Below are 23,636 nucleotides of genomic sequence, written 5' to 3' on the forward strand. Positions count from 1 at the left end.
GGAGAAAAATAAATAATTCAGCAGTAACCGGGTTGCATACTTCAGGCCTCGCCACCTCCAAGTTGATAGCCAAATCCATAGATCGTCCTGACATACTTCGGTTCGTCAGCGTTATCCTCCAGCTTCTTCCGTAATCGCATGATGGTCATATCCACACTGCGACTGTCTCCCATAAAGTCGTATCCCCATCCGATCTGGAGCAGCTCATCCCGGGTAAAGATTTTGTCTGGCCTTTTGAGTAACGTTTCCAGAATTTTAAACTCTTTGGCCGTTAAAGACACGGGTACACCGTTTTTCAGCACCCTTCGGCTTTCCAGATCAAATGTCAGCTCTTCATGAATGATGCGTGTAGATTTCACTTCTGTTCCTTCGCTTGATTCCTCCTTACTCTCGTTTCTTCTCAAGATCACCTTGATCCGAGCGAGCAATTCACGATTGTCAAAGGGTTTGGTCATGTAATCTTCCGCCCCTAGCTCTAGTCCCAACACCTTGTCGATTACCTCATTTTTGGCAGAGAGCATGATCACAGAAACGGCACGTTTCCCGGTGATTTCCTTGCACAGGTCATATCCGGAGCAGTCAGGCAGCATCAAGTCAAGCACCACCAGGTCCGGCCCAAAAGCATCCAGCAGCTGCAGGGCTATTTTTCCGTTTTCAGCCGTTTGAACGACGTAGTTTTCTCTTCTCAGTACGAGCTCAATTAAATCTCTGATTGCGACTTCATCATCAATGACGAGTATTTTCTTCAATGTGCACCCCTTCTAGCCTTGTTCCCCAGCTTGAATCATCATTTACCCTCATCTTAGCACAGACACTTTAGATTCCTCCACCAACTGGATGATGAGGTATATTCCACTGAGCCCAACATAACTAGAAATAAACCCGAAGAAAGGAGTACAATCCAAGGATCTTCACGCAATTCCTTGTCAATGGACATACACGTCTCCTCACGGCCTTTCGAAACGCTTTTCTTTTCCTGAAATGCTGGCTACCCTCATACCAATAGCTTTCATTTTCACTTCAACAGAATAGCTAACTCTAGTTGCCGACAAAAAAACACCTCCAAGATGATCTCCATGTCCTACGACTTTGTTGCATTTTCTTGAAGGTGTTTTTAATTTGTCTTACATTATGGGGGCAGTTCCCCTCCCCGGTCAATCCTTGATGCCTCACTATATTTATAACGAAAGGCTTCAGCGTTTTTTTGTTATACCTGTAAGATTATAATAGGATATAATACTGGTACTAGAGGGCTTGGAGACAAATGGAAAATACTGTGTGGTTATCCTTTTTATATTAAACAAAATAAGAAATATGGAGATGAAGCGGTATGACAGATTATCCAACTAGTAAGGATATTTTTCGGGAATGTTGTTCCAGGATTGCCGCGGCCTGCGCGCCATGCGGTTTCAAATACAATAAATCCAGAAGAAAGATGATTAAACCAATCGGTCCCTTTACAGCTGAGATAAGTTTTTTAAGTCACTCTTCCAATTTAGCCGGCAGTAATTTGGAGTTTAATACCAATTCCCGGATCATAAATACGCACAGCGGAAAAGTATACTGGGAGATCAGCTTGAGCAGCTTCCGGGACAAAGGCAAGGTATGGAATTGGGCCAAGGAAGCCACTCGAGAGCGGGAACTGGCAGAAATAATCACGTTGATTCAAAATAAGGTCGTTCCATTGATGGACAGGTACGAGACGAATCTTGAGGAGATCCTTGAGGAGGTCATCCAGAATGGATGGTTTTTGCCGAATGCGTATCCAATGGAATTCTATGTGCTTGACGTTCTAGACCTGGTGGTTGATTTCGGCTCACCTGAACAAATACGTGAATGCGCGCATCGATACATCCGCCACTTATCGGAGGAAATGCAGGAAACCTTCGAGAACGATTATAATGCATATCAACGGGACGGACAGCCTGCAAGCACAATAGCATTTCGTAAATTAATCCCTTTTATGACCGAGCGCAACATTTCACTACCACTATAAAATGAAAGGATATCGACTATCCCAATCCACACAGACATCTCATTGTTTGTTTTGCTTGTTCAATGATTGAGTTCATAACAATCAACTCCTATACATCTTATAGCATCACTTGCAGCAATTTCTGATAACGTTTTGTATTTACGACTTTCTGGCCTCTTAGAGTCGCTGCTTATAGTTGTGAGGCTTGCCGAACACCTAATGCAGTAACGCCACGACGGACTTAGGGGCTGGATGAGGTCACTCGCTTCTCAGTGTGACCCGAAGCGTCAAAAATGGTGTTAGTCGAAGGAAGTTCTGGAAGCAGCCATGGCATTTAAGGCCTTCTCAAAACAGCTATATACTTCATCCGCAATTCCCAGAAACTCTTCAACAAGTACATTATTACCATCCAAGTAACAATCATACAGATATTCAACTAAAGCGGAGTCAATCTCACAATAATTTAATATGGCATTCTTCATCTTAATAATGTCATCTTGCCATACACCTGTATCTTCTAAAACCAGAGAGTATAAAGCACGAATTAATCTCTTAGAGTAACCTTTAATATATCTGGCTTTCATTGTGTTATCACTAGCATTAGAAAGTAAACGATGTCTACGATCTACTTCCTTCTTGGTCTCTGCATTTAAGTCTAAAATGAACTCTGGAGAAATAATTATCGGTGGTACTTTTTCACCAACGTCATCACCATATATGCAAACACAAATGATCTTTACCCAAAAACCCCAATCATTTGGTTTACTTAATACATCGTCAATCGAGCAAATTGTCGTATCAATTTTAGTTAATACTGGATATTCTTTCAAAAGACTGTCATTAATATTTGACAATCTTTCGTAATCAATATCTTTGGGATTTACACATACAATAGTAAAATCTGCATCTGACTTGAAAGGTTTGGCAGTTCCTTTTGGAATCGAGCCACACATATAAATGCTATGAATCTTATCTTTAAATTCGGCAAGTATATGATCTATATACTTATCAACAAAATTCTTATATTCACTTTGTATTACAATTCTATTTATAACTTTTTCTAATTTCATATAGACTCCTCCTAAACTAAGAATTTCTTTCGGCTAACGTTTTTGTATTCACGACGCCTGGCGAATGCCAGGTGTGTCCGGCAGCCTCTGCTTCCCCGAAATCCTCTGCCGGACCGAGGGCGTATGCCCGATGCGTGAATATGGTGTTATATGACGGCGCGCTGAACCAACCTACATGTCTTTTAAGAGCCATTCTAAATCAAAATTATACTTTTTAATTAGTTTCTTCTCTTCGTATTGTGCAATATAATCAATTATTGTTTCTAGAACTCCTGTTTGAATAATCATCGAAAGATTTGAAGAGGCGTCCTTTATTCCTCTTTGCTTTTCTAATTCCAACATTCGTTCTATAATCTCTTTAAATCCTCTTAGGGATTCTTCATCTTGATAAATAAACTCCCTGTTGAGGTCTATACTCTTTAATTCTTCCTTATACTGCGCAATTTTTTCAGTCTGTCTTTTTTCATCTAAATCAGCACTTCGTTGGTAAGGTCCAAGACGGAATTCTGTTCTCCATTTGACAAATAATTCTTTCGAAATCCCCAATTCTTTTGAACCATCCCACTGGTCTAAATTTTGATCTACTACTAGTTCATACATCACTTCTTTCAAGGGTTTTCCATATCTCTTCTCGATTTGCTCTTTATACTCTTTATTAGTAATCAATTTTTGTTGCCTCCTTATTTCTTCGTACTGTCATATAACGTCTTATTTACGAACTTTGTAAATAACTTCACTATGTAGAGTATTCGCGAAATCAATAAACTCCCCTGCCTGTTAGCTTAATAAATTTAATTAATAGTTCAATGCTTATCTAATCGGTAATCGGTACAAGTTCTTGTCCTTGGCTCTGGACAAGAACTTGTACCTATAAATCAAAAAAGCCGCTATTTTAGCGACTTTCAATGGGACCATGGTCTTGTCCCTCATGAAAATTATCCATTTTAAAGTATTCGCGAAGTTATTGAAAATCCTGCCCGTTAGCATTATGAATGGGAACATGGTTAGATACTTATCTAATCGGTAATCGGCTTATGTTCCTGTCTTTTACGGCTATCGGTACAAGTTCTTGTCCCCCGTCAACAGTCACCCGCTGTCTGTAACGGCAAGCTTTAGAGCTACCTTAGGGAGATGACTTAACATTATTGAACTAGCTTGTACAGATAAGCTTACCACCTGCGAATAGCGCATATAAATGAAATAAGTGCCCCAATCGATGCGATTGTCCGCACATGATTCCACGGTACCCAACTGTCCCAATATTCCCCCCATGTCTGAGCCCCCTCCGAGCTACCAGAAGTCGCGGCGGCTAAAGTGTCGTTGAGCGGAACATTGAAGATAGCCGTGACCATAAATACTCCGAAGATGATGAGCAGGCTTCCAACAATTACGTATATTGCGCTAGTTCTACCCATTTTGATAAATGAAGCTATCCCCAATACGACACTCAATACCGTTGTGCCCATGAAGACCAACATAAAGGACGATTGTAGAATCGTCGAATTGATGCTCTGCATGACGGATATACCTTTTTCGACCGGGAGCTTGGCAAGTGATTGCATGACGAAGGCAGAGAAGGCGAAGAATACGCCAGCCAGGAGGCCGGCTCCCACCGCGGATGCATAGGTTAAATAATAGAGCAGATTTATCATCATCTTTCCCCTCCCGCTATCCATAGGTTGAATTTACGAACAAGTTACTGCAAGTGATTGTTCTTACAGAGGTTTCGCATAACATCTTATCTACGAACTTCGTAAATAACTCCATATGTAGAGAATTCGAGAAATTATTGAACTACCCTGTTCGTTAGCTAAATAATTTCCTTAATGAAAAAGTTGATGCAGAGACAATAGCCCCAATCCAGGCGAGTCTTAAATGTATTTATTGTCTTCACCTTTAAAATTTACTTTTTGGTATATAAATTGGTTTATCTACTCTAAGGCCGCCCAAACGAGCGGCCGGGAAAAGTTGAAGGTGTTTTAATTTGTCTCTACATTATGGGGGCGGTTCCCCTCCCCGGTAAAGGCCTTTTATATTCAACTCCAACTGCTTGTTGTATCATTCATGAAGAACTGAAATGTAATGTTAAAATGATCTTTCACTATTCCGAAGCAGGGACTGAATTCAGTTTCTTGCAACGGGAATATAACTTGTCCTTTTTCGCTGAATTTTTTATACATTTCTTCAATCTCGCTTTGTTGCGTCGCTGTAATGCAAATATTCACCTGATCTCCGATTACAATAGATTGCCCCGGAAAGATGTCAGCGACCATCAAATCATTTTCACCGGTTTGCAACACAGCATGGGAAATACGAGTTTTCACTTCATCAGGCAAACCATCGACATCCTTGCCTTCTCCGTACGTAGTTTTGAACAGTAATTTCGAGTTCAACGCTTCCTGGTAAAACTCAATCGCTTCCGCAGCTTGTCCATCCAGCATAATAAATGGTGTTGAGCGCATTGACATATAAACATCTCCCTTTAATTGAAATTGTCCAATTTATTATTTGGACTTCATTAGCATCTTATCTGACAATAGTGACAATACTTGTCATAAATATAAGAAATGGAGTTTATAATGGCAAAGTCGAAAAGACTGATCGGGATTATGATACTCATCAACAGAAAGAGATCCTTCAAAACCAAGGACCTTGCCAATTTTGCGATCTGGTTAGATCTGTTGAACCATCCGAGCCGAAAATCGTTACCACCTTTAATGATAGTAAAAACTCTTCCTTACTGAATATGTCGGTAACACTCTTCGATCCAAATATGAAACCAATGCACGACGGGGTCATTGCCCCTAAAGCGCCATGTTCTCCCGGTTCCCCCCATCGTAAAACGACCACAAAAAAAGGCCAACCAGAAGATTCTGGCTAACCTGATAATACGAAAAGCCGCTAAAATAGCGACTTTTCTAAGGGGTAGTGCAGGAATCAGATAGTAAGCTATCCTTATAACTTTCCCAACAGCCTGCAGCTCGACTCCGTTTTGTTTCAAGTTGCGGAGTATCGTTGTGCGAAGAGCTTCCATGTTTCACCGAAAAAAACCTCGTTTTGCCGTCAGGATTTTTCGCACCGACAATTCCTACACATGTTCAGGTGATGAGTGAGCTTTGTTATATAATCTTGTTACATGGACGCTCACCTCTCTATTACAGCAGACTTTCAGACTATCTTACTGCTGTGTTCAGCATTATGCGTCCGGTTTCTTTATAGCCAATTTGGCTCCAGCAGATTTTGCACGACAGACTACAAGCGGTGGGACACTTCAACGCTGAGCGTTATAATTTCAGCTGTCTAAAGTAGTGCTTAAAATGTGATAAAACTGCTCCCTATCTACAGTTCTGGCGATCTCCACATTTCCGTTTGGAGCGGGAGTAAATATCGTACTTCCCATATTGTTTTCCTTTTCCGTTTCCACCCGGACAGTGCCCTTTTCAAAACTGCAAATATCAGGGTGAAAAATAGAAACAGCTACTAAAGGGTCATGTAAGGTCAGCTTTCCGGCACTTTCCAGCCATGCGCTTCCAAAATCAAGAACAGCTTTCATCAAATCCGTATCTGCTCTTAAAAGGGTTCTCGCCCGTCTGGCATCAATGGTAAGCATATCGGTAACTTCCAGCGGAAATGCCTGATGGTTGGCTACATGGGAAGCAAATACAATCTTTGAAGCCAATGGGTCAGCCCATGAGTTCCAGTTGTAGCAAGGTTCTGGCAACGGATCAACGCCAAAATAGCCGTTCATTACATAAAGCCCTTTTAACAATCCCTGTGCGTCTGGATAAGAGCAAAACAGGGTAGCGATATTTGTCATATTTCCTATACCAATTAACACAATTTCATGTGGGTTTTCCTTTATTTTTTGATACAGAAAACCTGGTGCGTCCGCTTTCTCATAAGTATTGTGCGGCCAATGCTCTAATGCGCTTACACCATCCGGCGTGGGATATACGGGAATAGGCTGTAATGTCGTGTCCAAGCCCGCCACGATCGGAATCATTTTGCCTACGGTCCGACAAATTGCGTCTGCAACTGCCGCCCGTTTTTCAGGCTCTCCACAAACCGTTGTTATTCCAAGAAGTTCACATTGTGGTTCCTTTAATAAATATGCAAGGCAAATCGCATCATCAATATCTCCGCCAATATCTGTATCAAGTAAAATTTTTTCCATTCATAAAATCCTCCTGTATTTTTTTATTGATACAAGAGGTTGTTGCAAATCCCCATACTGCACCTCCTTATTTTAGTGGCTTATATTATATCACATGACCAAAATCTAGTGCGGCAACTGGTGGGTATGCTGCTCTTATGATTACCAAGTCTCGACGTCCGGTAATTTTTCCCCGGGTTAGGCTACCCTATAATGTAGTCACATTTCAGTCAATATCCTACAATGTGGCCGCTTTAATGCATTTTTTGGTGACACAAATTATTCTATATAAAAATAAAAATGCCCAGTAAATCATGTTTTTCTCGAATCATAAAATTTCAAGAACACGTTTCTTGGGGGCCAATGCGTCAGACAACCTGCCCCGGCCGCTCTGCCGGTGCAGCCGAATATCGGGCCAGCTCTGCCTGCAGCTCGTTCAGCGCGTCATCCAAGCGCCCTCTGAGCTGCTCCGTTATGTCGTAACCGCCGAGTTCCAGGCGGGTGACCCACTGATCTACGGCAAACACCCCGCTGAGAATGTTGGTCCCTCCGAGTGCGGAGACCACCGGCTTCAAGGCATAATCCACGGCAAGCAAATGCGCGATCGTGCCTCCGATAAAAAGGGGGAGCACAACCTTGCCCTGCAGGCCTTTTTGGGGAAGGAGATCCAGAATCGTCTTCAACGCTCCCGAATAGGAAGCTTTATACACCGGGCTTGCAATGATTACGGCAGCTGCGCCTTCAACGGCTGCGATAGCCTGCTTGATGGCCGGACTGTTAAAATCGGCCCGCAGCAAATCCTCAGCCGGTAGATCCGCTGCCGAGACGAATTCGATCTCGTAGCCGGCAATGACCAGGCGGTCCTCTAAGTATTGCGTCAGTCCGAACAAACGGGACCCTTGAGTCGGGCTCCCTGCTATAAATGCAATTTTTGTCATGGTCTTCCTCCTTATTCGTAAACGTCATGTACGGCTAAGCGTACCCATATTCGCGTCCCATGCACCAGGACATCCTCATCTGGATCGAATCGGGGCTGGTGTATCGCATGCACGATTCCCCGATCCGGATTCCCGCAGCCGATGAATCCAAAGGCACCAGGGACCTGATCCTGGTACCAATCGAAATCCTCGCCCGCCGAGCTTGGTGGATGGAGCCCCTGCACTTGCTCCTCACCCAGCACCTTCCCTGCGGCTTGCGTCATACGACGGAGCGCGGCTCCGTCATTGAGCACGGCCATCCCTTCTCGAAGCTCCAGCTTATAGCTGCCGCCTGCTCCCCCACACTCTAAGAGATCTGCAACCAGCTTCGAGGTGCGGAAGACATCGTACACTAACTCGGGATACTGATGAAGGTCCCTCCGTATCCTGGAGAGCTCTTCACGAAGCTCCCCCGCAAAAACCATCATTTCTTCATGCTCTACAGCAGCCTTCATTCGCGTCGTCTCTTAGGAACGGACAGCGACTGTCTGAGCCTTGCTGTACCGGTTCTCGGGCACGGGCAGACCCAAATTGCCGCGCAGCGTGTCGCTCTCGTATTCGGTTCTGTAGATGCCTCTATCCTGAAGAATCGGCACGACATGATCCACAAAATCCTCCAGTCCGTTCGGCACCGCTGCGGTAATCATGAAGCCGTCGGCTGCCCCGGCTTCGAACCAAGCCTGGATCTTGTCTGCCACCTGCTCCGGCGTGCCGATAAACCCGCCGCGCGGCGTGGCCGACTGCAGCGCCACTTGCCGAAGAGTAAGCCCCTTCTCCTTGGCATCCCTTTTGATTTTGTCGGTACCGCTCTGGAAGCTGTTCTTGCCCAGGTCGCCCAGCTCAGGGAACGGCTCATCCAGCGGATACTGGGAGAAATCGTGATGCTCGAAGAATCGGCCGAGATAATCCAGGGCATTCTCGATGGTCACCAGGCTGGCCACCTCCTCATATTTGCGCTCGGCCTCCTCCGGCGTGCCGCCGATGATCGGGCTAATGCCGGGAAAGATCAGCACTTCATCCGGATTCCGGCCGAATCCCGCCGCCCGCGCCTTCACGTCCTGATAAAAGGCTGCCGCATCCTCCACAGCCTCATGTCCGGTGAATACCGCATCGGCTTCCTTGGAGGCATAGTTCTTGCCGACCTCGGACGCTCCAGCTTGAAAGATGACCGGCTGCCCCTGCTTGGAACGGGCGATGTTCAGCGGCCCCTTCACGGAGAAGAACTCGCCTTCGTGATTCAGCACGTGCATTTTCTCCGGATCGAAGAATACGCCCGTCTCCTTGTTCCGCACAAAGGCATCGTCCTCCCAAGAATCCCACAGTCCCCGGACAACCTCCAAATACTCCGTTGCGATCCGGTATCGCTTATCATGCTCCGGATGCTCCTTCTTGCCGTAATTCAGCGCAGAGCCCTCCAGCGGAGAGGTAACGATATTCCAGCCTGCGCGTCCGTCGCTGATCTTGTCAAGCGACGCGAACTGCCGGGCCACGGTGAACGGCTCGCTGTACGAGGTGGACAGCGTACCGACAAGACCGATGTTTTTGCTGACGGCGGCCAGGGCGCTCAGAATGGTGATCGGCTCAAAGCGGTTCAGAAAATGCGGTATCGATTTTTCGTTGATATACAAGCCGTCCGCGATGAAGATCAGGTCGAACTTGCCCTCTTCGGCTTTCTGAACCCACTGCTTATACAAACCAAAATTAACGCTTGCGTCGGGCTGCGCATCCGGATGCCGCCACATGGAGGTTCCTCCGCCCACACCGTGCAGGAGCGCCCCCAATTTCAATTGTCTTTGCTTTGCCATGTTCCATTCCTCCTTATCGATCTTAGCGCCATCGCCTCACACGGGGGCGGCAGCCAGTTTAATGCGTTCGATCTGCCCGAGATGATTCTGTATGTGACGGGTAAAACCGTTGACGATATCCGAGACGCTGACGGTCTCCCCTTTGAAATTGATGCCGGTTTTGGCCGCATCGGCCGCGCTCAAACGACGAAGCAACAAGCTGTTATAGTGCAGCAGCGCCCGGAATGCTTCCAAAATATCCGCGGCTCTGCCTTCGTTCGAATATTGGCCGCTGACCCAGGCATCCTGATTAAACGCGGGCAGCTGTGCCGTCGTTCCGGCCAGAATGTCCCGGATTCGGAACGAGATCACGATGCTGTGATCCACCAGATGAGAGAGCACCTCCTGTACGCTCCATATGTGCGGTGCCTGCTTCCATTGGAGCTGATCCTCGCTAAGGCCGGCGACGGCGGCCAGCAGTTGATCATGCGTATTGACAAAGGCTTCAATAGGGAATTTGTTCATTCGATCTCCTCCAATACAAACTCGATAATGACCTGTCCGTTAGAAATAACAAGGAACTGCCCTTCGCATAACGCTACAGTCCGTGTTCAAGGCCTCTTCATGGCAATGCATGAAATAGGAACAAAGCTTTCGAACGGCAGTAACAAAAGAACTCTTTATCGCGAAGTCTCCCCGCCGGCATGGTAATGCCGGAGCGCCCGCTCCGCCAGCCTCGTGAAGAAATCGATGCTGACCGGAATCGCCCGCTCATCCAGATCAAAAGCCGGATGGTGCCACTCCTGCGTGCCCGCCGTTCCCATGAAGACAAACAACCCGGGAACCTCGCGCTGGTACACCGCAAAATCCTCCCCGGCCGGCGAAGGAACCGGTAACACCGCTTCATATCCTGCTTCGTCAGCAGCGGCATAACCGAGCTCCGCCAGCTTGCGGTCGTTATGGACCGGCGGCGGTCCCTCGATCCAGCGCACGGCAGCCTTCGTTCCGAAAGCTGCCGCCACGCCTTGAACCACCTGGCTGAATCGTTCAAGCACCTGCTGCCTGACGTCGTCATCAAAGGTGCGGATGGTCCCTTCCAGCAGCGCTTTATCCGGAATCACGTTCCACGCGGTTCCGCTATGCAGCTTCGTCACGCTGATGACGGCACTCTTCAAGGGGCTCACATTGCGGCTTACAATGGACTGGAGGGCCGTAATGATATGCGACGCGGTCACGATCGGGTCAAGGCCCGCTTCGGGTACGGCCGCATGGGACCTCTTCCCCGCCACTTCAACCACGAAGCCGTCGGCGGCGGCCATCAGCGGACCTTCCTTAATGCCAATAGTCCCAACAGGCAGGTCCGGCTTGTTATGCATGCCGAAGATCGCCTGCACGCCTTCGAGCGCCCCGCTGTCGATCACCTGCTTTGCGCCCTTGGCCTTCTCTTCCGCCGGCTGAAAGATCAGCCGGACGGTTCCTCTCAGCTCCTGCTCCCGCTGCTTCAGCGCATACGCCGTCCCGATCAAGGCAGCCGTATGAAAATCGTGCCCGCAGGCATGCATTTTGCCGGGAATCGTCGAGGCGTACGGGAGTCCCGTTTCTTCCTGGACCGGCAGGGCGTCGATGTCCGCTCGCAGCGCTATGATCGGACCCTCTTGAAATCCGCCGACTTCGGCGATTACGCCTGTGGCCAGCGGATACTCCGCGACCCGTATCCCGGCTTCCTCAAGCCAGCCCCGGATCAGCTGCGTCGTCCCAAACTCCTCGTTCGACAGCTCCGGGTACCGGTGCAGATGGCGCCGAATTTCAATAAATCGATGGATGTCTATATTCGTGGATAGAACTTGGCTAGGCATTCGTAAAACCTCCTAAACAGTCACGGATCTATGGCCAGCTCCATTACGCCTCGGCAGGAACCTCAGCCAACGCCTCGCTCAGCAGCTCGAATGAGCGGATTCGCTTGGCAAAGGGCTGGATATTGCTGGTGACGATAATCTCGTCGACGCCCGAAGCCTGCTGAAGTCGGAGCAGCTGCTCGCGCACGGTTTCCTTCGTCCCTTTGGTGATGAACGGCTCCTGTTCCTCAATCGTGTACGGCTCGCCTGCCTGGCGACCGAATTCTTCGGCCTGTTCCCTCGTCCCCAGCGTCAGCGTCCGGCCGCTGGCCAGATGAATCTTCACCAGCTTCAGCGATCCTGCCAGCTCCGCCGCCTCCTCCGCCGAATCGGCCACGATCACGGACAGGGCGACAAGAATCTCCGGTTCCCTGCCATGGGAGTAGTCAAACGTGCTCCTGTAAACGCGAATGGCCTCCAGCGCTGCGGATTCATCCCCGTTGATGAAGAGGGAGAACACATAGGGCAGACCGAGTCCGGCCGCAATTTCCGCGCTGCCGGCGCTGGCACCCAGGACGTACAGCTCAGGCGCGGTCTCCGGCAGCGGAGCGGCGCGAAGCCCGGCGAGCGGATGATCTTCCTCCAGCGTGTTATGAACAAATTGGCGAAGCTCGACGATTTTATCCGTTAACGACGCGTTCTCCTGCACGCCCCGCTGCAGCGCCTGCGTGCTGCGCGGCAAACCGCCCGGGGCGCGCCCGATGCCCAGATCCACGCGTCCCGGCGCGAGCGCGGCCAGCACGTTGAAATTCTCCGCTACCTTGTAGGGACTGTAATGCTGCAGCATGACGCCGCCGGACCCCACGCGGATGGTTTGGGTTTTGGCTAACAGGTAAGAGATGAGCACCTCCGGCGAAGAGCCCGCCACATGGTCCGAATCGTGATGCTCGGATACCCAGAAGCGCCGGAAGCCGAGCTCCTCCGACTTTTGGGCAAGCAGCACGGTGTGCGCGAACGCCTCCGCTGCCGTTTCCCCGGGATATATTGGACTTTGGTCAAGCACGCTTATGGTAATCCCCATATTGGTTGGCCTCCTAAATGCTATAGTTAAGCTCGGGCGTGATCCGCTTCAGGAACTGCTTGGTCCGTTCTTCCCGCGGATTGTGGAACAGCTCGGACGGGGGGCCCTGCTCCACGATCACGCCTTCGTCCATGAACACGACGTGGTTCGCCACATCCCTCGCGAAGCCCATCTCATGCGTTACCACGATCATGGTGATCCCCTCCTTCGCGATTTTGCGAATGACCGCTAGCACCTCGCCCACAAGCTCCGGGTCGAGCGCCGACGTCGGCTCATCGAACAGGATCACCTCCGGCTCCAGGGCGAGCGCCCTGGCAATGCCCACCCGCTGCTGCTGTCCGCCCGAGAGCTGACTCGGGTAGGCATCCAGCTTATCGGCCAGACCCACCTTTTCGAGCAAGGCAATGCTCTTCAGCCTTGCCTCTGCCTTTGGCATTTTTTTGACGACGACCAGGCCTTCCATCACGTTCTCGATCGCCGTCTTATGCTTGAACAGATTGTACTGCTGAAACACCATGGCCGATCTCTGGCGTAGTTCATGAATCTCCTTCTTGGTGGCGCGCTTGCACTGGACACGGTAATCGCCGATAGCAATCTCGCCGCCATTCGGCTTTTCGAGATAATTCACGCAGCGCAGCAGCGTGGTTTTGCCGGAACCGCTCGGCCCCAGAATGACCACCACTTCCCCTTTGTTTACCGTCAGATCAATGGATTTCAGCACAACGTTCTTGCCGTATGACTTTGAAATATCGGTCAGTTGAATCATGCGACGCCCCCCCGATTGTAGAGATTGATTCGTCTCTCGATGATCGCGGTCAGTCTTTCGATGAGAAGCGTAAGCCCCCAGAAAATAGCTGCCGCCGCCAAGTACGATTCGAAGAACTTCCAGTTGGTCGAAGCCACGATCTGCGCCTGCGCGTTAATGTCCACAACCGACACGGTAAATGCCAAGGTCGAGCCATGAAGCATGCCGATCACCGAATTGGAGAGGTTTGGCAGGCTGACCGCCAAGGCTTGGGGGAATACGATCCTCCGCAGCGCTTGCCACGTCGTCATGCCGATCGAATAGGCTGCCTCCAGCTGTCCCCGGTTGACCGCGAGCAGGCCGGAACGGATCACTTCGGACATATACGCGCCTGCCGTAATCGAGAATGATATGAACGCAAACCAGATCATCGGGATGGAGGATGACTTAAAGCCCCAGCCCATCTGGGCGGACAGCGCATCCACCAGCACCGGCAGGCCGAAATAGATCAGCAGCAGATGCGTCAGCATGGGAGTGCCCCGGATAAAAGTCACGTAGGCAGTAGCGATCTGGCTGAGCACAGGCACCTTATAGATCCGGGCAAATGCGGCGATAAGCCCGATCATAAATCCGGCCGTGACCGATACGGCGGTGATCAACAGCGTTGTCGGGATCGCGGACATCAAGTTTACAAATGCCGCCCATATGAAGGATGGATCGATTTTCACAGCTCCGCGCCTCCTTTTTCAGGTCTTATTCCGGCGATGATACGGCGGTAGGATAATTTCTCTTGCACACGGAATCTCTTGCGCGCCGCCGACTCCGGAACCTCGTGGCGCATCAGGCGCCGCTCCGCACGCAGCAGCAGTTTCTCAAGCGTGAAGCTGATGACAAGATAGATGAAAGCCAGCGCCAGATAAGCTTCGATAAAATGCTGGGTGATATTGCCCAGGGTTTGCGCTTTTCCCGTCATCTCCATGAGCCCGAGGGTAAACGCCAAGGAAGTATCCTTCAGCAGGGCAATCACCATATTCGAAAATACCGGAACCGCGATCGCGAGCGCTTGAGGGAGGACGATCCGAAGGAAGGCTTGATGTCCCTTCATCCCCATGGCGTACGCCGCCTCTACCTGGCCTCTGTCCACCGCGGTTACCGAAGCCCGGATCATCTCCGACATGAAGGCTCCGGTATGAAGCCCGTAAGTCAGGATCACGAATACCATGACAGGCGCCCGGGACAGGTCGATATGAACCAGCTTAAGGATCTCCGGCAGACCATAATAGAACAAGAAGAGCTGGATCAGAATCGGCGTTCCCCTGAAGAACGAAATGTACACCATGGAGAATGCGTTCAGCACCGGGATCCGGTAGAGACGGGGAAGGGCAACCAGAAATCCGGCGACGATTCCCACCAGCAGAGAGCCTGCCACGATCAGCATCGTGACGCCTAACGTCGACAAGAGCTTGGGCAGAAAGCTAAATACATACGAGTAATCGAACGGTGCACCCATGGACCCCTTCTCCCTTCTACTAGGTTAATCTCATCATGGATTCGACGAGGTGAAGTCGTCGCCCAGCCATTCCTTGCTCAGCTTGGTCAGCGTTCCATCCGATTTCAGCTCCTTGATCGCATCGTCAACCGCATCCGACAGCTTCTGGCTGTCCGGGTCATCCTTGCGGAATACGAACAGGATGTCGGCCTCCGACAGGTGGTCGCCCGTTGTTTTCAGCTTTCCTTGCGGGTCGATCAGTGGCAGCGTAAAGTCCGCCCCGACGGTTGCATCCACCCGGCCCGTCGTAATCTGGCTCACGGTATCATTCGCCGCGCCGTTCTGATAGACAATGTTGATCGCATCGTTATTGTCCTTGTTGTAGTTCTCCAGAATCTGAGCAGCCGCACTGGTTGCACCGGTCAGTACCTTTTTGCCCTTCAAATCATTCAGCGATTGAATGGAGTCGTTCTCCTTGGCGACGATGATCTTATTCCGCCAGTAGGCGTAAGGCTCTTTATTGAACAGGTACTTTTCTGTTCGCTCCGGATTCTTCTCCATCTGGTGAGCTACAAAATCAATTTTCTTCGTTTCCAGGCTCAGCAGCAGATTGGAAAACTCCTGGGTCTGCAGCTCGAACTCATACTCCGGCAAACGTTGATCAATCTCCCGTACCAGTTCAACGTCAAAGCCGGTCAGCTTTCCGTTCTCGTCAATAAAGCAGATCCTTGGAAAGGCCGTGCCCGTGCCGACAACAATCTTCGTTACTTTTCCTTCCGCAGCGTTCGCCGTGCTATCTTTTTGCGCCTCTCCACTCTTCGTGCCTGTTCCGCATCCGGCGATCACCCCTGCCAATGCGATTACAACGGCTGCCACGATTGATTTCTTCACGACCTCATCCCCCTTCAATCTTGTCCCGATTCATAAATTAATAATTCCTATAGATTTAGTAAGAATTATGTTGTCACTAACTTTACCGCGATTTTGGAAACGCGTCTAATAGAGTTTTTCTATTCATCCATGCATTTCATCAATAGGACAATTCGCGGCCGAGCTCCAGCAAAGAATCCAGAAACCCATTGTTGTGCCCGTTCAAGGAGATGAGATGGGTCTGCAGGGAAATGCCTGCCGTCTCGGCAATATCAACGGGAATCAGGCTTCCCTCGGCTACCTCCTGCTGAGCGCATAGACCCGGAAGAAAGCAGATGCCTGCCCGCCCCAGCACAAGCTTCTTCGCCGTCTCGGAATTATCGACCTGAAACACGATATTCGGCGGCTGTTCCAGACTCTCGAATACCCGGTGAATCCTCAGCCAATCCAGCGAACCGCATTCGAAGAAGACCAGCGTCTCGTGCCGGATATCCCGAATGGAGGCTCTCCCGGCAGCAGCAAGTGGATGATCCTTATATACATAGAGGCGGATGGGATCTTCAAAGAACGGATAGGATTGAAACGCCGGATTCATCAGCTTGCGGACGAAGGCCAGATCGATGTCCTTGGACGTTATCTTGCCGGCCAGCTCTTCCGTGGGGCCGGTCGTCAGCTTGAAGTTCATCTCGGGAAACCGACGGTTGAGCACTATGAGCAGATAGGGCATTAAGTAATTGGATACCGAAACCGTGCTTCCGATTCTGAGCTCATTGGGCATGGACGCTTTGGATTGAAGATGGTGTTTCCCTTTTTGGAAGGTTTGGAGGATCTGCTGGGCATAGGGAAGGAATTGTTTGCCTTTGTCGGTCAGATGAATCTGTTTGCCCAAACGGTCGAACAGCCTGCAGTCGAGTTCCCTCTCCAGCGACTGGATGCGCGCAGTTACCGTCGGCTGGGATAGAAACAGAACGTCTGCCGCCTTGTTGAAGCTGCCGTAGTGGTTGATGTAGACAAAAGCCTCGATATTTTCGATGTTCAAGCTAACACCTCCGGGACCATAATTATACGCATTATACCTATGAATATAGATGGTTTTAAGACTGCAATTTACCTTATAAATTATCCTTATCTTAGGCAGTTGGAAAATTATTGTCAATCCAAATATGCTTATAGATTTTTTTAATGATAGTATTAATATTCTTGTTTTCCCATTTGTTTAATTGGAATAAACTGCTATACTAATCTCACCTTTTCAGGATATGGCCGTATCCTCTGAAGTTTAAATGACCAAAAAAAGGAGTGGTAGCGTTGAATTCAATCCAAGAAGTGATCGTACGGGATGCACATGAGTGGGAACGCGAGGCTGTTGCGGCTGTGATGCTGGAATCCTATCAGCAGTATGCCTTCGATCTGTCTGCGGAGCGATGGAAGGATTATCGGGATTCCATTAGGAATTCGGCTTACAGCCATGCGCCGCATGCCCGGATCGTCGCCGAGCTTGGCGGGGAAATCGTTGGCAGTGTGCAGCTCTTCCTCTCTTCGGAGGCCGCTTACGGAAAACCGGAGATGGGGATTCACTCGCCTATTATCCGCCTACTTGCCGTATCTCCGGGTTTCCGGGGGCGCGGGATCGCCACGCTGTTGATTCAAGAGGCTGCCCGCAGATCGATCCAGCTTGGCGCAACCACGCTGAATCTCCATACTTCCGACATGATGGCCTCTGCGGTGAAGCTATATGAGCGGCTCGGCTTTGAGCGGGCGTATGACACGGATATCTACAACGGAGAAAGTCTTGTAAAAGGATACCGGATCGAACTGCCCGGATCCTTGCTGCTACAAAGCGCCTTATGAAAAATAAAGGCCCTAGTAATCAGGTTCCTTATGTTCAATTGAGATTCTCATCTGTATTATAAATATCTTTCTGCAGCAACGCCTTTATCCAATTATGAAGCCATCCTGATATTTTTCTCGAAAGTTTGGCCAATTCGTAACGACTTCATTATGTCTACTTAAAAGCCCTGAAACTCTTTAATCCCTTGCTTATAAGAAGACCCGCCCTCAAGAACCGGGCAGGGTCGATATCATGAATGGAAGCAAGATCCTCGGGATGTTCCATGATGTATACCTCATACGGTGCAGGATCCAGTATTTTTCGCATAAGATGCATTACGCCGTCGCCGTTCTTGGGGTCGAAGTCCAGTATTGAAGCATAACCGTTCCGCCGATACATGTCAGCCAGCCAGGGATGCCGCGCGGCTGTCGCTAAAGTAACCGCAGGTGCTCGATGTCGTCAAGAAGGACGGACCGTTCGACCCAATCCATTAACTACGACCCAAGTTCCCTCGCTTGGAGCAAGGGATCCACCGCAAACCATTTTATAAAAGGCAGGGCCGTCACGTCCCGAACCTCTCCTTCCAGCGAATAGGTGAGCGTCGCCGCGATTTCACCGTCCTGCTCCAAGACATAGCATTCATTGCGCTGGATATTGGACGCGGCGAGTTCTGCCGTGGCGTTGGCGGCTGGCCATTTCAGTTCCAACTTCCGAATCGGTTCGTAGGCACGGAAAAGGATATCCCTTACCGTCGCAGCATCTTCCGCAGTTGCCAACCGTATGGTATCGCTAATCGAATATGCCCCCTTCCATTCTTTCATGATAATATTTCGACAGGAGCGGCTCTGGTTACTCCTTTTGAGCATGGGTTTCATACTTGAAACGATGGGCTCGGTTTGACAATATCCCTATTAAACGGGGGAGATTAGTCTATTTTAATTACAAAAAAAGGGGTATTGAATATGATCGAATACCGCAATAGCGTTTTTCTTTGTACCTCCGAAATCACTCTCGGATTAATAAGCGGAAAATGGAAGCCTTTGATTTTAAGTCATTTATCGAAACAAACCTACCGGTTCAACGAACTTCAGAAGCTGATGCCCGGAGCTACGCAAAAAATGCTGACGGTGCAGTTAAGAGACTTGGAAAACGACGGATTAATCGCCCGGAAAGTGTATGCGGTAGTTCCGCCAAAGGTCGAATATTCGCTAACCCAATTGGGAGAGGCGCTCATGGTTATATTAGTCCAGCTTCGCGACTTTGGGACAGAATATATGCGGTTATTTCCGGACGACGAACTGCCATCCGGAACACAAGAGCATGAGGTTAACGGTTAACAACTTGACGAGAATAGCTTCCATTCAACAGAATTACCCCTCTTAATTTACTACTTGCCAGATGCGGCGCCTCCACCTCATCGGCTTGTTCGTCAATGATTACAACCACATTGAGCGGAAACAGTTTGCCAAGCAGCGCCCACACAACAAGCGGATTGCCTCCAACCGAAATGTAGTGAACGCCGTCTTCATCAAACGCCGCGAGTCCTGTCACCCCCAAGATATCCGAAGCAGAGTGTTCGATCCATGCGGAACGGGCCGGCCAGGCTGTACTTTCCGCGGATACGTGGATTTGCTCAGGACGATACATATATCGGTGTCCTCGCATCGCCTGCCCAACATCCACACAATAATCGTAATTCCCATCCGACAATCTCAGATTTAATACAACCCGACCTTGTTCATTGGCTTCGGGTACGATATCTATTTCGTTTTGGAAACTTGCTTCATTGTTATTCTGTTGCTCTGATGTACGGGAACTTATCCAACTGCGGGTAACTGAGTAGTAATCCCCCTCAGCATAATCGAAGACAACGGAGTCAGCCCCCCCGGCCTTCTCATACGGCAATAGATGAGCGGGATGCCAGCAAAGTAAGCTTTTTGTGCGGTAATTGGTTTTCCAATTGCGGCAGGCAGCACCATCCCGAGACGGTATTGAAATCCGTATCCAATCATGGAGAGTTCAGGGCTTAGGAAACTTTGCGCGAAGCGTACAACCTCTTTGTGTGGCATTTGTTTGACCAACAGTTCTGTGAGGAAGCGATTCCGCGCCGGCTCGATAAATCGAAGTCCCTTCGCTTGATCCCCCTCCACGATCATAATAGGAACTTCCTCCCAGTTTTCAAAAGGCATCAACGCATCTCTCAGGAGGATAAGTTGGTGCAGATACTCATTAAACAACTGCATGATTTCGGGGCTGCCCTTAGGCCCCATTAAAATGCTCACCACCTCTGGCGTCCACCGATGATTGTCACACTGGCTTCTATGAACAAGCTGGAGTAAGGCTTTTTCTCCGTACATCAACCAAGCCGACTTCTCTAAATAATATTCTCGAGCCCAGTTTGACAATGTGTTTCCGATTTTTTGCGCCTGATCGAGGAACGGGAGTTTCGTTTCATCTTCCGAGGCGATCAAGGCCAACGGCAGAACGGCTTCTCTTCCGGAAACTCCTAAGCTGGATTGGAGATTCCTTAGCAGTGACTCAGCGGCTGCAGAGTCCCCAAGCTGTGAGCAAACCGCCTCGAGTAAGGCACTTGTTTCGCGGACGATATCTTTCGCGCGGTACACACCAACAGGGAGTTCCCATTGCTGTTTCTTTTGAAAGTCTACAGCACGAAACGTCGTAGTCTCGATATCCATTCGCGTCCCAAGTCGCAGGCTGCTATCCTCTATTTTGATCCGATATTCCAATTTATTTCCCCCTTTCGTTATTTCTGACTCAGTATAAATTCAATTGACATACTTGAAAAGTACGCACTTTGGGGTATGTCAATTTCAATTAAGTGACTTAGTTTCATGAAGGAAACCTTAGTTGCCGATAAAACAAAAAAGCCGCTAAAATAGCGACTTTCAATGTATCATGTTCTTGTCTCCCGACGCTAACCCCCTTATCCCATGTCTTTCATTTTGAAGAAGCTATTGTCATCAACACGACTTCGGTCCTTGGTTTTGTACCGTTAGCGGCAACTGCTATATACGAAGGTGTTTTTGTGACCCACCTTAACGATACGATGAAGTCTGAACCTCCAAAGTTTCATTAAGGAACATGTTCTTGCCCTTCTTGAAATAACCTCGCTGAGGAAATCCACCATCGAAACCTCGCGCTTGAACTCCTTGATTACATTACCTTTCTTCCCAGTCATTAAGTCTAACTCTTCCCTATTCATGGTTACCACGAGGAGAGCCCTGTTCTTTTCCACTTGTTTTCGGTAACGCAAACATATACATAATCGTCGTCCCATGCTATCTGACCCTGACTACAGGCATCTGTGGATGAAGCTGGCGTATATTTGTCTCGGATTCGAAGCATACCCCCGTTTATATCTAGCTTGGTATCGGGGTCATTCGTTCCTAAACCGACATTACCGCTGCTGCGCTTTATGGTTAGCGGGGAATCAACGACTTTGCCGTCATCGTCAAAACGAACGAATTGCATGTCGGCTCCGGAATTGTCCCCCGGTTCTTCGGAACTATCTGCCCGAAGGGCCCATCTCGTTATCGTCTCATTTTCCTTGCCGGCTACACTGAACTGGATATCCCGGTTAGTCCCTCTTTCCCCTGCGACTCGCAGTATGCCGCTCATTACATTGAAGTTGGAAGAATGTGTACGAATCTCGCTAACGTCAGTATCGTAGGGAATTTCAAACCGGGTAAACAGTTGGTTCGGATATTCACCCGTTGGCGACATCGTCGTCTCGAATGAGATATGCTTATGGTCTTGTTGCTCCGGATTGTTAGCCTTGTCATGCGAAATGATCGCCGTTTTGTTCATTCCCTTCTCGTCGAGCCAAACGATTGCAGGCTTAGCCCTTTCCGCCGTCCATTGAAGCCGAATCAGATCAGACTGATGCCCTTCTTCCTTAACCCACCTCTGATCAGTAGACATATGTAGTCGGTCATTATGTGGTACGCGAATATTGTTATCGGATTGTTTAAGTTCGCTTAAGTTTATCTCCGATTCTTGGTTCTGAACGGTACAGCCAATGCCCAACAAGCAGATGCCGCCTACTATCATCATAATCGTCCTAATGTACTTCAAAGCGTTTCCCTCCGTTGTCGTAAATTCGAACTCGTTACGTAATAAGACTGATCGTATTATATTCAACAGAGGTCGTATACCCATTTCATCAAACTTCCCGGAAAAATGATTCTTTTCGTCTATGCTATCAAAAAAGCACTCCACCAGACAGAAAGTCCTACAAAATCGTTTTATGGCAATCGGTACAAATGCTTGTCTTTCCTCTCGGAAACATAATTGTTTGCGTTCAACCAGATCAGCTTCCCTGAACGGACATTGGGTTCACCGATAATTATTAACCTTGTAAAAGTGACCCTGATTGCCATTAAGCATCAGGGTATTTTCGGGTGTTTTATAAATGATTACATTTTTCTTCTCACGTTTTAATCTTCCAAGGAATGATATTTCAATTGCACTGGTAAATATCCCGTATTTCGCTCAATTATCAAAAACATTGCTCAATCTCTGCTAGTCCATAATCATATCAACAACTTTTTTAGCGAACGCAGCATAGGATTCGATTTGGTCCGGATTTCGATCAATGGCCCATCTGAGGTTATCAAACGCGCTTAATAGCAGCAAATGTTTCATTTCAGTTAGGTTTTCTACACTTATTCCATACCCGTCTAAAAATGCTTTGAATTCTTCTATACTCGGATTTCCGTCTAGGATATGGCACCGCATCAACCAAATAATTTCTCCATGCGGTACCGTTCTTACTTCTGCATTGCCCCAATCCAATAATATTACTTGTCCCGTCTGATTGACTATCGTATTCTTCAATGAAATATCTCCATGGGTTAAACCGAAGCGGAACGTTTCTTTTTTCAAATTTTCAAACAGTTTTCGCACTCTCTGCGATTTTATTTGATTGATTACTCCAAGCTCAATCAACTGATCATTCTCCGTCAAACTATTGATATTATACTGCACATATCCTAGCCAACTGCCGTCCGATCCTGCGTGAGAGGGTGAATGAAACTCACCATGGACTGGATCAATCAGATTTTCCCCATATCCCTTCACTGGGATCGAATGAATAAGTTTCGCATATTTGCCAAGCTGCCTCCAAACATCGGACTTATTAACCTTACTATCTACTCCATTGTCTCCATCAACGAAAGCTTGAATCATATATGCGGTTCTATCAATTATGCCAATGGACAACACCTCAGGTCCGGGAATGCCAATTGCGGCAGCTTGTTCAATACACCATTTTTCTTTCACATAGCTTGGATATGTACCTGAGTCGTTCATGCGAACAACGACTTTACGACTCTCTGTTTCGACTACGAAAACCTGATTTACGAAGCCTTTCCCTATGATCTGGTATGATGTTTTTACTTTTTCAAGAAGAAAATCGCTTGCAATTCGTTCTGCTTGTATGTCTCCCACAGTTTTTTCACCCCCAGAAGTGTCGTGTTTCGAATAGTTTACCACACACTTTTTTTGGGGGGGGAAGTACGTTTATCACTAAACTAACCTGCCCGTTAGTTGAATAAAGCCAGCGGGCTTCTTGTTCATTATTGAACTGTCGTCTCCGTTAGCGTAACATCTTCTATAATTTTTAGACTACAAATACCCCGACTATTACAGCGATTACAATCATAATTCTTTACGTCAAAATGAAAAAAACACCGTCATAAAAACATGACGGTCAGATTGTCGAGAAACCCTGTCCTTTTAAAGGATCAGGGTTTCTCTGTATTTCCAAAGTAACTAAGTTAAGAAAAATATGAGGGGGCTACCCCC

The 23,636-nt window shown here is 48.4% G+C and carries 25 protein-coding genes; 3 read left to right on the plus strand and 22 right to left on the minus strand.

From position 1 onward, the window contains the following. Positions 1 to 41: 41 nt before the first annotated feature. A complete protein-coding gene (locus J2Z18_RS24675) occupies positions 42 to 749 on the minus strand; it encodes a response regulator transcription factor (protein ID WP_210095508.1) in 708 nt (235 codons plus the stop codon). An 827-nt stretch (positions 750 to 1,576) separates the two neighbouring features. Here J2Z18_RS24675 and J2Z18_RS30645 point away from each other — a divergent pair. Continuing rightward, a complete protein-coding gene (locus J2Z18_RS30645; protein WP_245256189.1) occupies positions 1,577 to 1,996 on the plus strand; it encodes a hypothetical protein in 420 nt (139 codons plus the stop codon). 278 nt (positions 1,997 to 2,274) lie between these two features. On the opposite strand, the gene J2Z18_RS24685 is transcribed toward J2Z18_RS30645, so the two are convergent. The 16 genes from J2Z18_RS24685 to J2Z18_RS24760 all read right to left on the minus strand — a co-directional run bounded on the left by J2Z18_RS24685 (position 2,275) and on the right by J2Z18_RS24760 (position 17,018). After that, positions 2,275 to 3,045 (minus strand): nucleotidyltransferase domain-containing protein, encoded by a 771-nt coding sequence (locus J2Z18_RS24685; RefSeq protein WP_210095510.1) that lies wholly within the window; start codon positions 3,043 to 3,045, stop codon positions 2,275 to 2,277. 171 nt (positions 3,046 to 3,216) lie between these two features. Then, positions 3,217 to 3,711, minus strand: coding sequence for a hypothetical protein (locus tag J2Z18_RS24690; RefSeq protein WP_210095511.1), 495 nt, complete (start codon positions 3,709 to 3,711; stop codon positions 3,217 to 3,219). Between the two features lie 503 nt (positions 3,712 to 4,214). Continuing rightward, positions 4,215 to 4,700 carry an anthrone oxygenase family protein gene (locus J2Z18_RS24695; RefSeq protein ID WP_210095512.1) on the minus strand — a complete coding sequence of 162 codons (486 nt, stop codon included), beginning with the start codon at positions 4,698 to 4,700 and terminating at the stop codon, positions 4,215 to 4,217. 381 nt (positions 4,701 to 5,081) lie between these two features. Further along, positions 5,082 to 5,513, minus strand: coding sequence for a VOC family protein (locus J2Z18_RS24700; protein ID WP_210095513.1), 432 nt, complete (start codon positions 5,511 to 5,513; stop codon positions 5,082 to 5,084). 824 nt (positions 5,514 to 6,337) lie between these two features. Then, positions 6,338 to 7,219 carry a nucleoside hydrolase gene (locus tag J2Z18_RS24705; RefSeq protein ID WP_210095514.1) on the minus strand — a complete coding sequence of 294 codons (882 nt, stop codon included), beginning with the start codon at positions 7,217 to 7,219 and terminating at the stop codon, positions 6,338 to 6,340. Positions 7,220 to 7,566: 347 nt separating this feature from the next. Continuing rightward, entirely contained in the window at positions 7,567 to 8,136 is a 570-nt protein-coding gene (gene ssuE, locus J2Z18_RS24710) for an NADPH-dependent FMN reductase (RefSeq protein ID WP_210095515.1), read from the minus strand. A gap of 11 nt (positions 8,137 to 8,147) precedes the next feature. Further along, positions 8,148 to 8,630 (minus strand): M20/M25/M40 family metallo-hydrolase, encoded by a 483-nt coding sequence (locus tag J2Z18_RS24715; protein ID WP_210095516.1) that lies wholly within the window; start codon positions 8,628 to 8,630, stop codon positions 8,148 to 8,150. Between the two features lie 12 nt (positions 8,631 to 8,642). Beyond that, positions 8,643 to 9,980 carry an LLM class flavin-dependent oxidoreductase gene (locus J2Z18_RS24720; protein ID WP_210095517.1) on the minus strand — a complete coding sequence of 446 codons (1,338 nt, stop codon included), beginning with the start codon at positions 9,978 to 9,980 and terminating at the stop codon, positions 8,643 to 8,645. 36 nt (positions 9,981 to 10,016) lie between these two features. Then, positions 10,017 to 10,484 (minus strand): DinB family protein, encoded by a 468-nt coding sequence (locus J2Z18_RS24725; protein WP_210095518.1) that lies wholly within the window; start codon positions 10,482 to 10,484, stop codon positions 10,017 to 10,019. A 155-nt stretch (positions 10,485 to 10,639) separates the two neighbouring features. Further along, positions 10,640 to 11,815 carry a M20 peptidase aminoacylase family protein gene (locus J2Z18_RS24730; protein WP_210095519.1) on the minus strand — a complete coding sequence of 392 codons (1,176 nt, stop codon included), beginning with the start codon at positions 11,813 to 11,815 and terminating at the stop codon, positions 10,640 to 10,642. Between the two features lie 43 nt (positions 11,816 to 11,858). Next, complete coding sequence (locus J2Z18_RS24735; RefSeq protein ID WP_210095520.1) at positions 11,859 to 12,875, minus strand: LLM class flavin-dependent oxidoreductase; 1,017 nt, start codon at positions 12,873 to 12,875, stop codon at positions 11,859 to 11,861. Positions 12,876 to 12,888: 13 nt separating this feature from the next. After that, the gene (locus tag J2Z18_RS24740) at positions 12,889 to 13,641 is read right to left on the minus strand and encodes an amino acid ABC transporter ATP-binding protein (protein ID WP_210095521.1); all 753 of its coding nucleotides are present in this window, start codon (positions 13,639 to 13,641) and stop codon (positions 12,889 to 12,891) included. After that, positions 13,638 to 14,348, minus strand: coding sequence for an amino acid ABC transporter permease (locus tag J2Z18_RS24745; protein WP_210095522.1), 711 nt, complete (start codon positions 14,346 to 14,348; stop codon positions 13,638 to 13,640). Before J2Z18_RS24745 ends, J2Z18_RS24740 begins: the two co-directional genes overlap by 4 nt. Further along, positions 14,345 to 15,130 (minus strand): amino acid ABC transporter permease, encoded by a 786-nt coding sequence (locus tag J2Z18_RS24750; protein WP_210095523.1) that lies wholly within the window; start codon positions 15,128 to 15,130, stop codon positions 14,345 to 14,347. Before J2Z18_RS24750 ends, J2Z18_RS24745 begins: the two co-directional genes overlap by 4 nt. Positions 15,131 to 15,163: 33 nt before the next feature. Continuing rightward, positions 15,164 to 16,000, minus strand: coding sequence for a transporter substrate-binding domain-containing protein (locus tag J2Z18_RS24755; RefSeq protein WP_090911061.1), 837 nt, complete (start codon positions 15,998 to 16,000; stop codon positions 15,164 to 15,166). Positions 16,001 to 16,139: 139 nt separating this feature from the next. Next, positions 16,140 to 17,018, minus strand: coding sequence for a LysR family transcriptional regulator (locus J2Z18_RS24760; protein ID WP_210095524.1), 879 nt, complete (start codon positions 17,016 to 17,018; stop codon positions 16,140 to 16,142). A 269-nt stretch (positions 17,019 to 17,287) separates the two neighbouring features. Between J2Z18_RS24760 and J2Z18_RS24765 the strand changes: the two genes are divergently transcribed. After that, positions 17,288 to 17,830, plus strand: a complete 543-nt coding sequence (locus J2Z18_RS24765; RefSeq protein ID WP_007131441.1) for a GNAT family N-acetyltransferase — start codon at positions 17,288 to 17,290, stop codon at positions 17,828 to 17,830. A gap of 474 nt (positions 17,831 to 18,304) precedes the next feature. Here the strand turns inward: J2Z18_RS24765 and J2Z18_RS30650 are convergent, their stop codons facing one another. Continuing rightward, positions 18,305 to 18,631 carry a GNAT family N-acetyltransferase gene (locus tag J2Z18_RS30650; protein ID WP_244152755.1) on the minus strand — a complete coding sequence of 109 codons (327 nt, stop codon included), beginning with the start codon at positions 18,629 to 18,631 and terminating at the stop codon, positions 18,305 to 18,307. 141 nt (positions 18,632 to 18,772) lie between these two features. Between J2Z18_RS30650 and J2Z18_RS24775 the strand changes: the two genes are divergently transcribed. Further along, on the plus strand, positions 18,773 to 19,147 hold the full coding sequence (locus tag J2Z18_RS24775; RefSeq protein ID WP_007131443.1) for a winged helix-turn-helix transcriptional regulator: 375 nt from the start codon (positions 18,773 to 18,775) through the stop codon (positions 19,145 to 19,147). Here the strand turns inward: J2Z18_RS24775 and J2Z18_RS24780 are convergent. From J2Z18_RS24780 to J2Z18_RS24795, 4 genes are all read right to left on the minus strand, one after another. Continuing rightward, positions 19,137 to 19,457: a hypothetical protein gene (locus tag J2Z18_RS24780; protein ID WP_007131444.1), complete on the minus strand. Its 321-nt coding sequence runs from the start codon at positions 19,455 to 19,457 to the stop codon at positions 19,137 to 19,139. The genes J2Z18_RS24775 and J2Z18_RS24780 overlap by 11 nt on opposite strands. Before the next feature lie 170 nt (positions 19,458 to 19,627). Beyond that, positions 19,628 to 20,557: a hypothetical protein gene (locus J2Z18_RS24785; protein WP_007131445.1), complete on the minus strand. Its 930-nt coding sequence runs from the start codon at positions 20,555 to 20,557 to the stop codon at positions 19,628 to 19,630. A 478-nt stretch (positions 20,558 to 21,035) separates the two neighbouring features. Continuing rightward, positions 21,036 to 21,905, minus strand: a complete 870-nt coding sequence (locus tag J2Z18_RS24790; protein ID WP_007131446.1) for a hypothetical protein — start codon at positions 21,903 to 21,905, stop codon at positions 21,036 to 21,038. 447 nt (positions 21,906 to 22,352) lie between these two features. Beyond that, positions 22,353 to 23,279 (minus strand): phosphotransferase family protein, encoded by a 927-nt coding sequence (locus J2Z18_RS24795; RefSeq protein ID WP_007131447.1) that lies wholly within the window; start codon positions 23,277 to 23,279, stop codon positions 22,353 to 22,355. Between the last annotated feature and the right edge of the window lie 357 nt (positions 23,280 to 23,636).

The organism is Paenibacillus lactis (assembly GCF_017873605.1).
Taxonomy (GTDB): domain Bacteria; phylum Bacillota; class Bacilli; order Paenibacillales; family Paenibacillaceae; genus Paenibacillus_AQ; species Paenibacillus_AQ lactis.

What these genes read in the sequence shown, in the direction of transcription:
- J2Z18_RS24735 (WP_210095520.1), bottom strand. Translation starts at nt 12,875, where the DNA reads ATGGGGATTACCATAAGCGTGCTTGACCAAAGTCCAATATATCCCGGG.
- J2Z18_RS24700 (WP_210095513.1), bottom strand. Translation starts at nt 5,513, where the DNA reads ATGTCAATGCGCTCAACACCATTTATTATGCTGGATGGACAAGCTGCG.
- J2Z18_RS24780 (WP_007131444.1), bottom strand. Translation starts at nt 19,457, where the DNA reads ATGTATCGTCCTGAGCAAATCCACGTATCCGCGGAAAGTACAGCCTGG.
- ssuE (WP_210095515.1), bottom strand. Translation starts at nt 8,136, where the DNA reads ATGACAAAAATTGCATTTATAGCAGGGAGCCCGACTCAAGGGTCCCGT.
- J2Z18_RS24775 (WP_007131443.1), top strand. Translation starts at nt 18,773, where the DNA reads ATGATCGAATACCGCAATAGCGTTTTTCTTTGTACCTCCGAAATCACT.
- J2Z18_RS24730 (WP_210095519.1), bottom strand. Translation starts at nt 11,815, where the DNA reads ATGCCTAGCCAAGTTCTATCCACGAATATAGACATCCATCGATTTATT.
- J2Z18_RS24720 (WP_210095517.1), bottom strand. Translation starts at nt 9,980, where the DNA reads ATGGCAAAGCAAAGACAATTGAAATTGGGGGCGCTCCTGCACGGTGTG.
- J2Z18_RS24685 (WP_210095510.1), bottom strand. Translation starts at nt 3,045, where the DNA reads ATGAAATTAGAAAAAGTTATAAATAGAATTGTAATACAAAGTGAATAT.
- J2Z18_RS24705 (WP_210095514.1), bottom strand. Translation starts at nt 7,219, where the DNA reads ATGGAAAAAATTTTACTTGATACAGATATTGGCGGAGATATTGATGAT.
- J2Z18_RS24740 (WP_210095521.1), bottom strand. Translation starts at nt 13,641, where the DNA reads ATGATTCAACTGACCGATATTTCAAAGTCATACGGCAAGAACGTTGTG.
- J2Z18_RS24750 (WP_210095523.1), bottom strand. Translation starts at nt 15,130, where the DNA reads ATGGGTGCACCGTTCGATTACTCGTATGTATTTAGCTTTCTGCCCAAG.
- J2Z18_RS24695 (WP_210095512.1), bottom strand. Translation starts at nt 4,700, where the DNA reads ATGATGATAAATCTGCTCTATTATTTAACCTATGCATCCGCGGTGGGA.
- J2Z18_RS24725 (WP_210095518.1), bottom strand. Translation starts at nt 10,484, where the DNA reads ATGAACAAATTCCCTATTGAAGCCTTTGTCAATACGCATGATCAACTG.
- J2Z18_RS24715 (WP_210095516.1), bottom strand. Translation starts at nt 8,630, where the DNA reads ATGAAGGCTGCTGTAGAGCATGAAGAAATGATGGTTTTTGCGGGGGAG.
- J2Z18_RS30650 (WP_244152755.1), bottom strand. Translation starts at nt 18,631, where the DNA reads ATGAAAGAATGGAAGGGGGCATATTCGATTAGCGATACCATACGGTTG.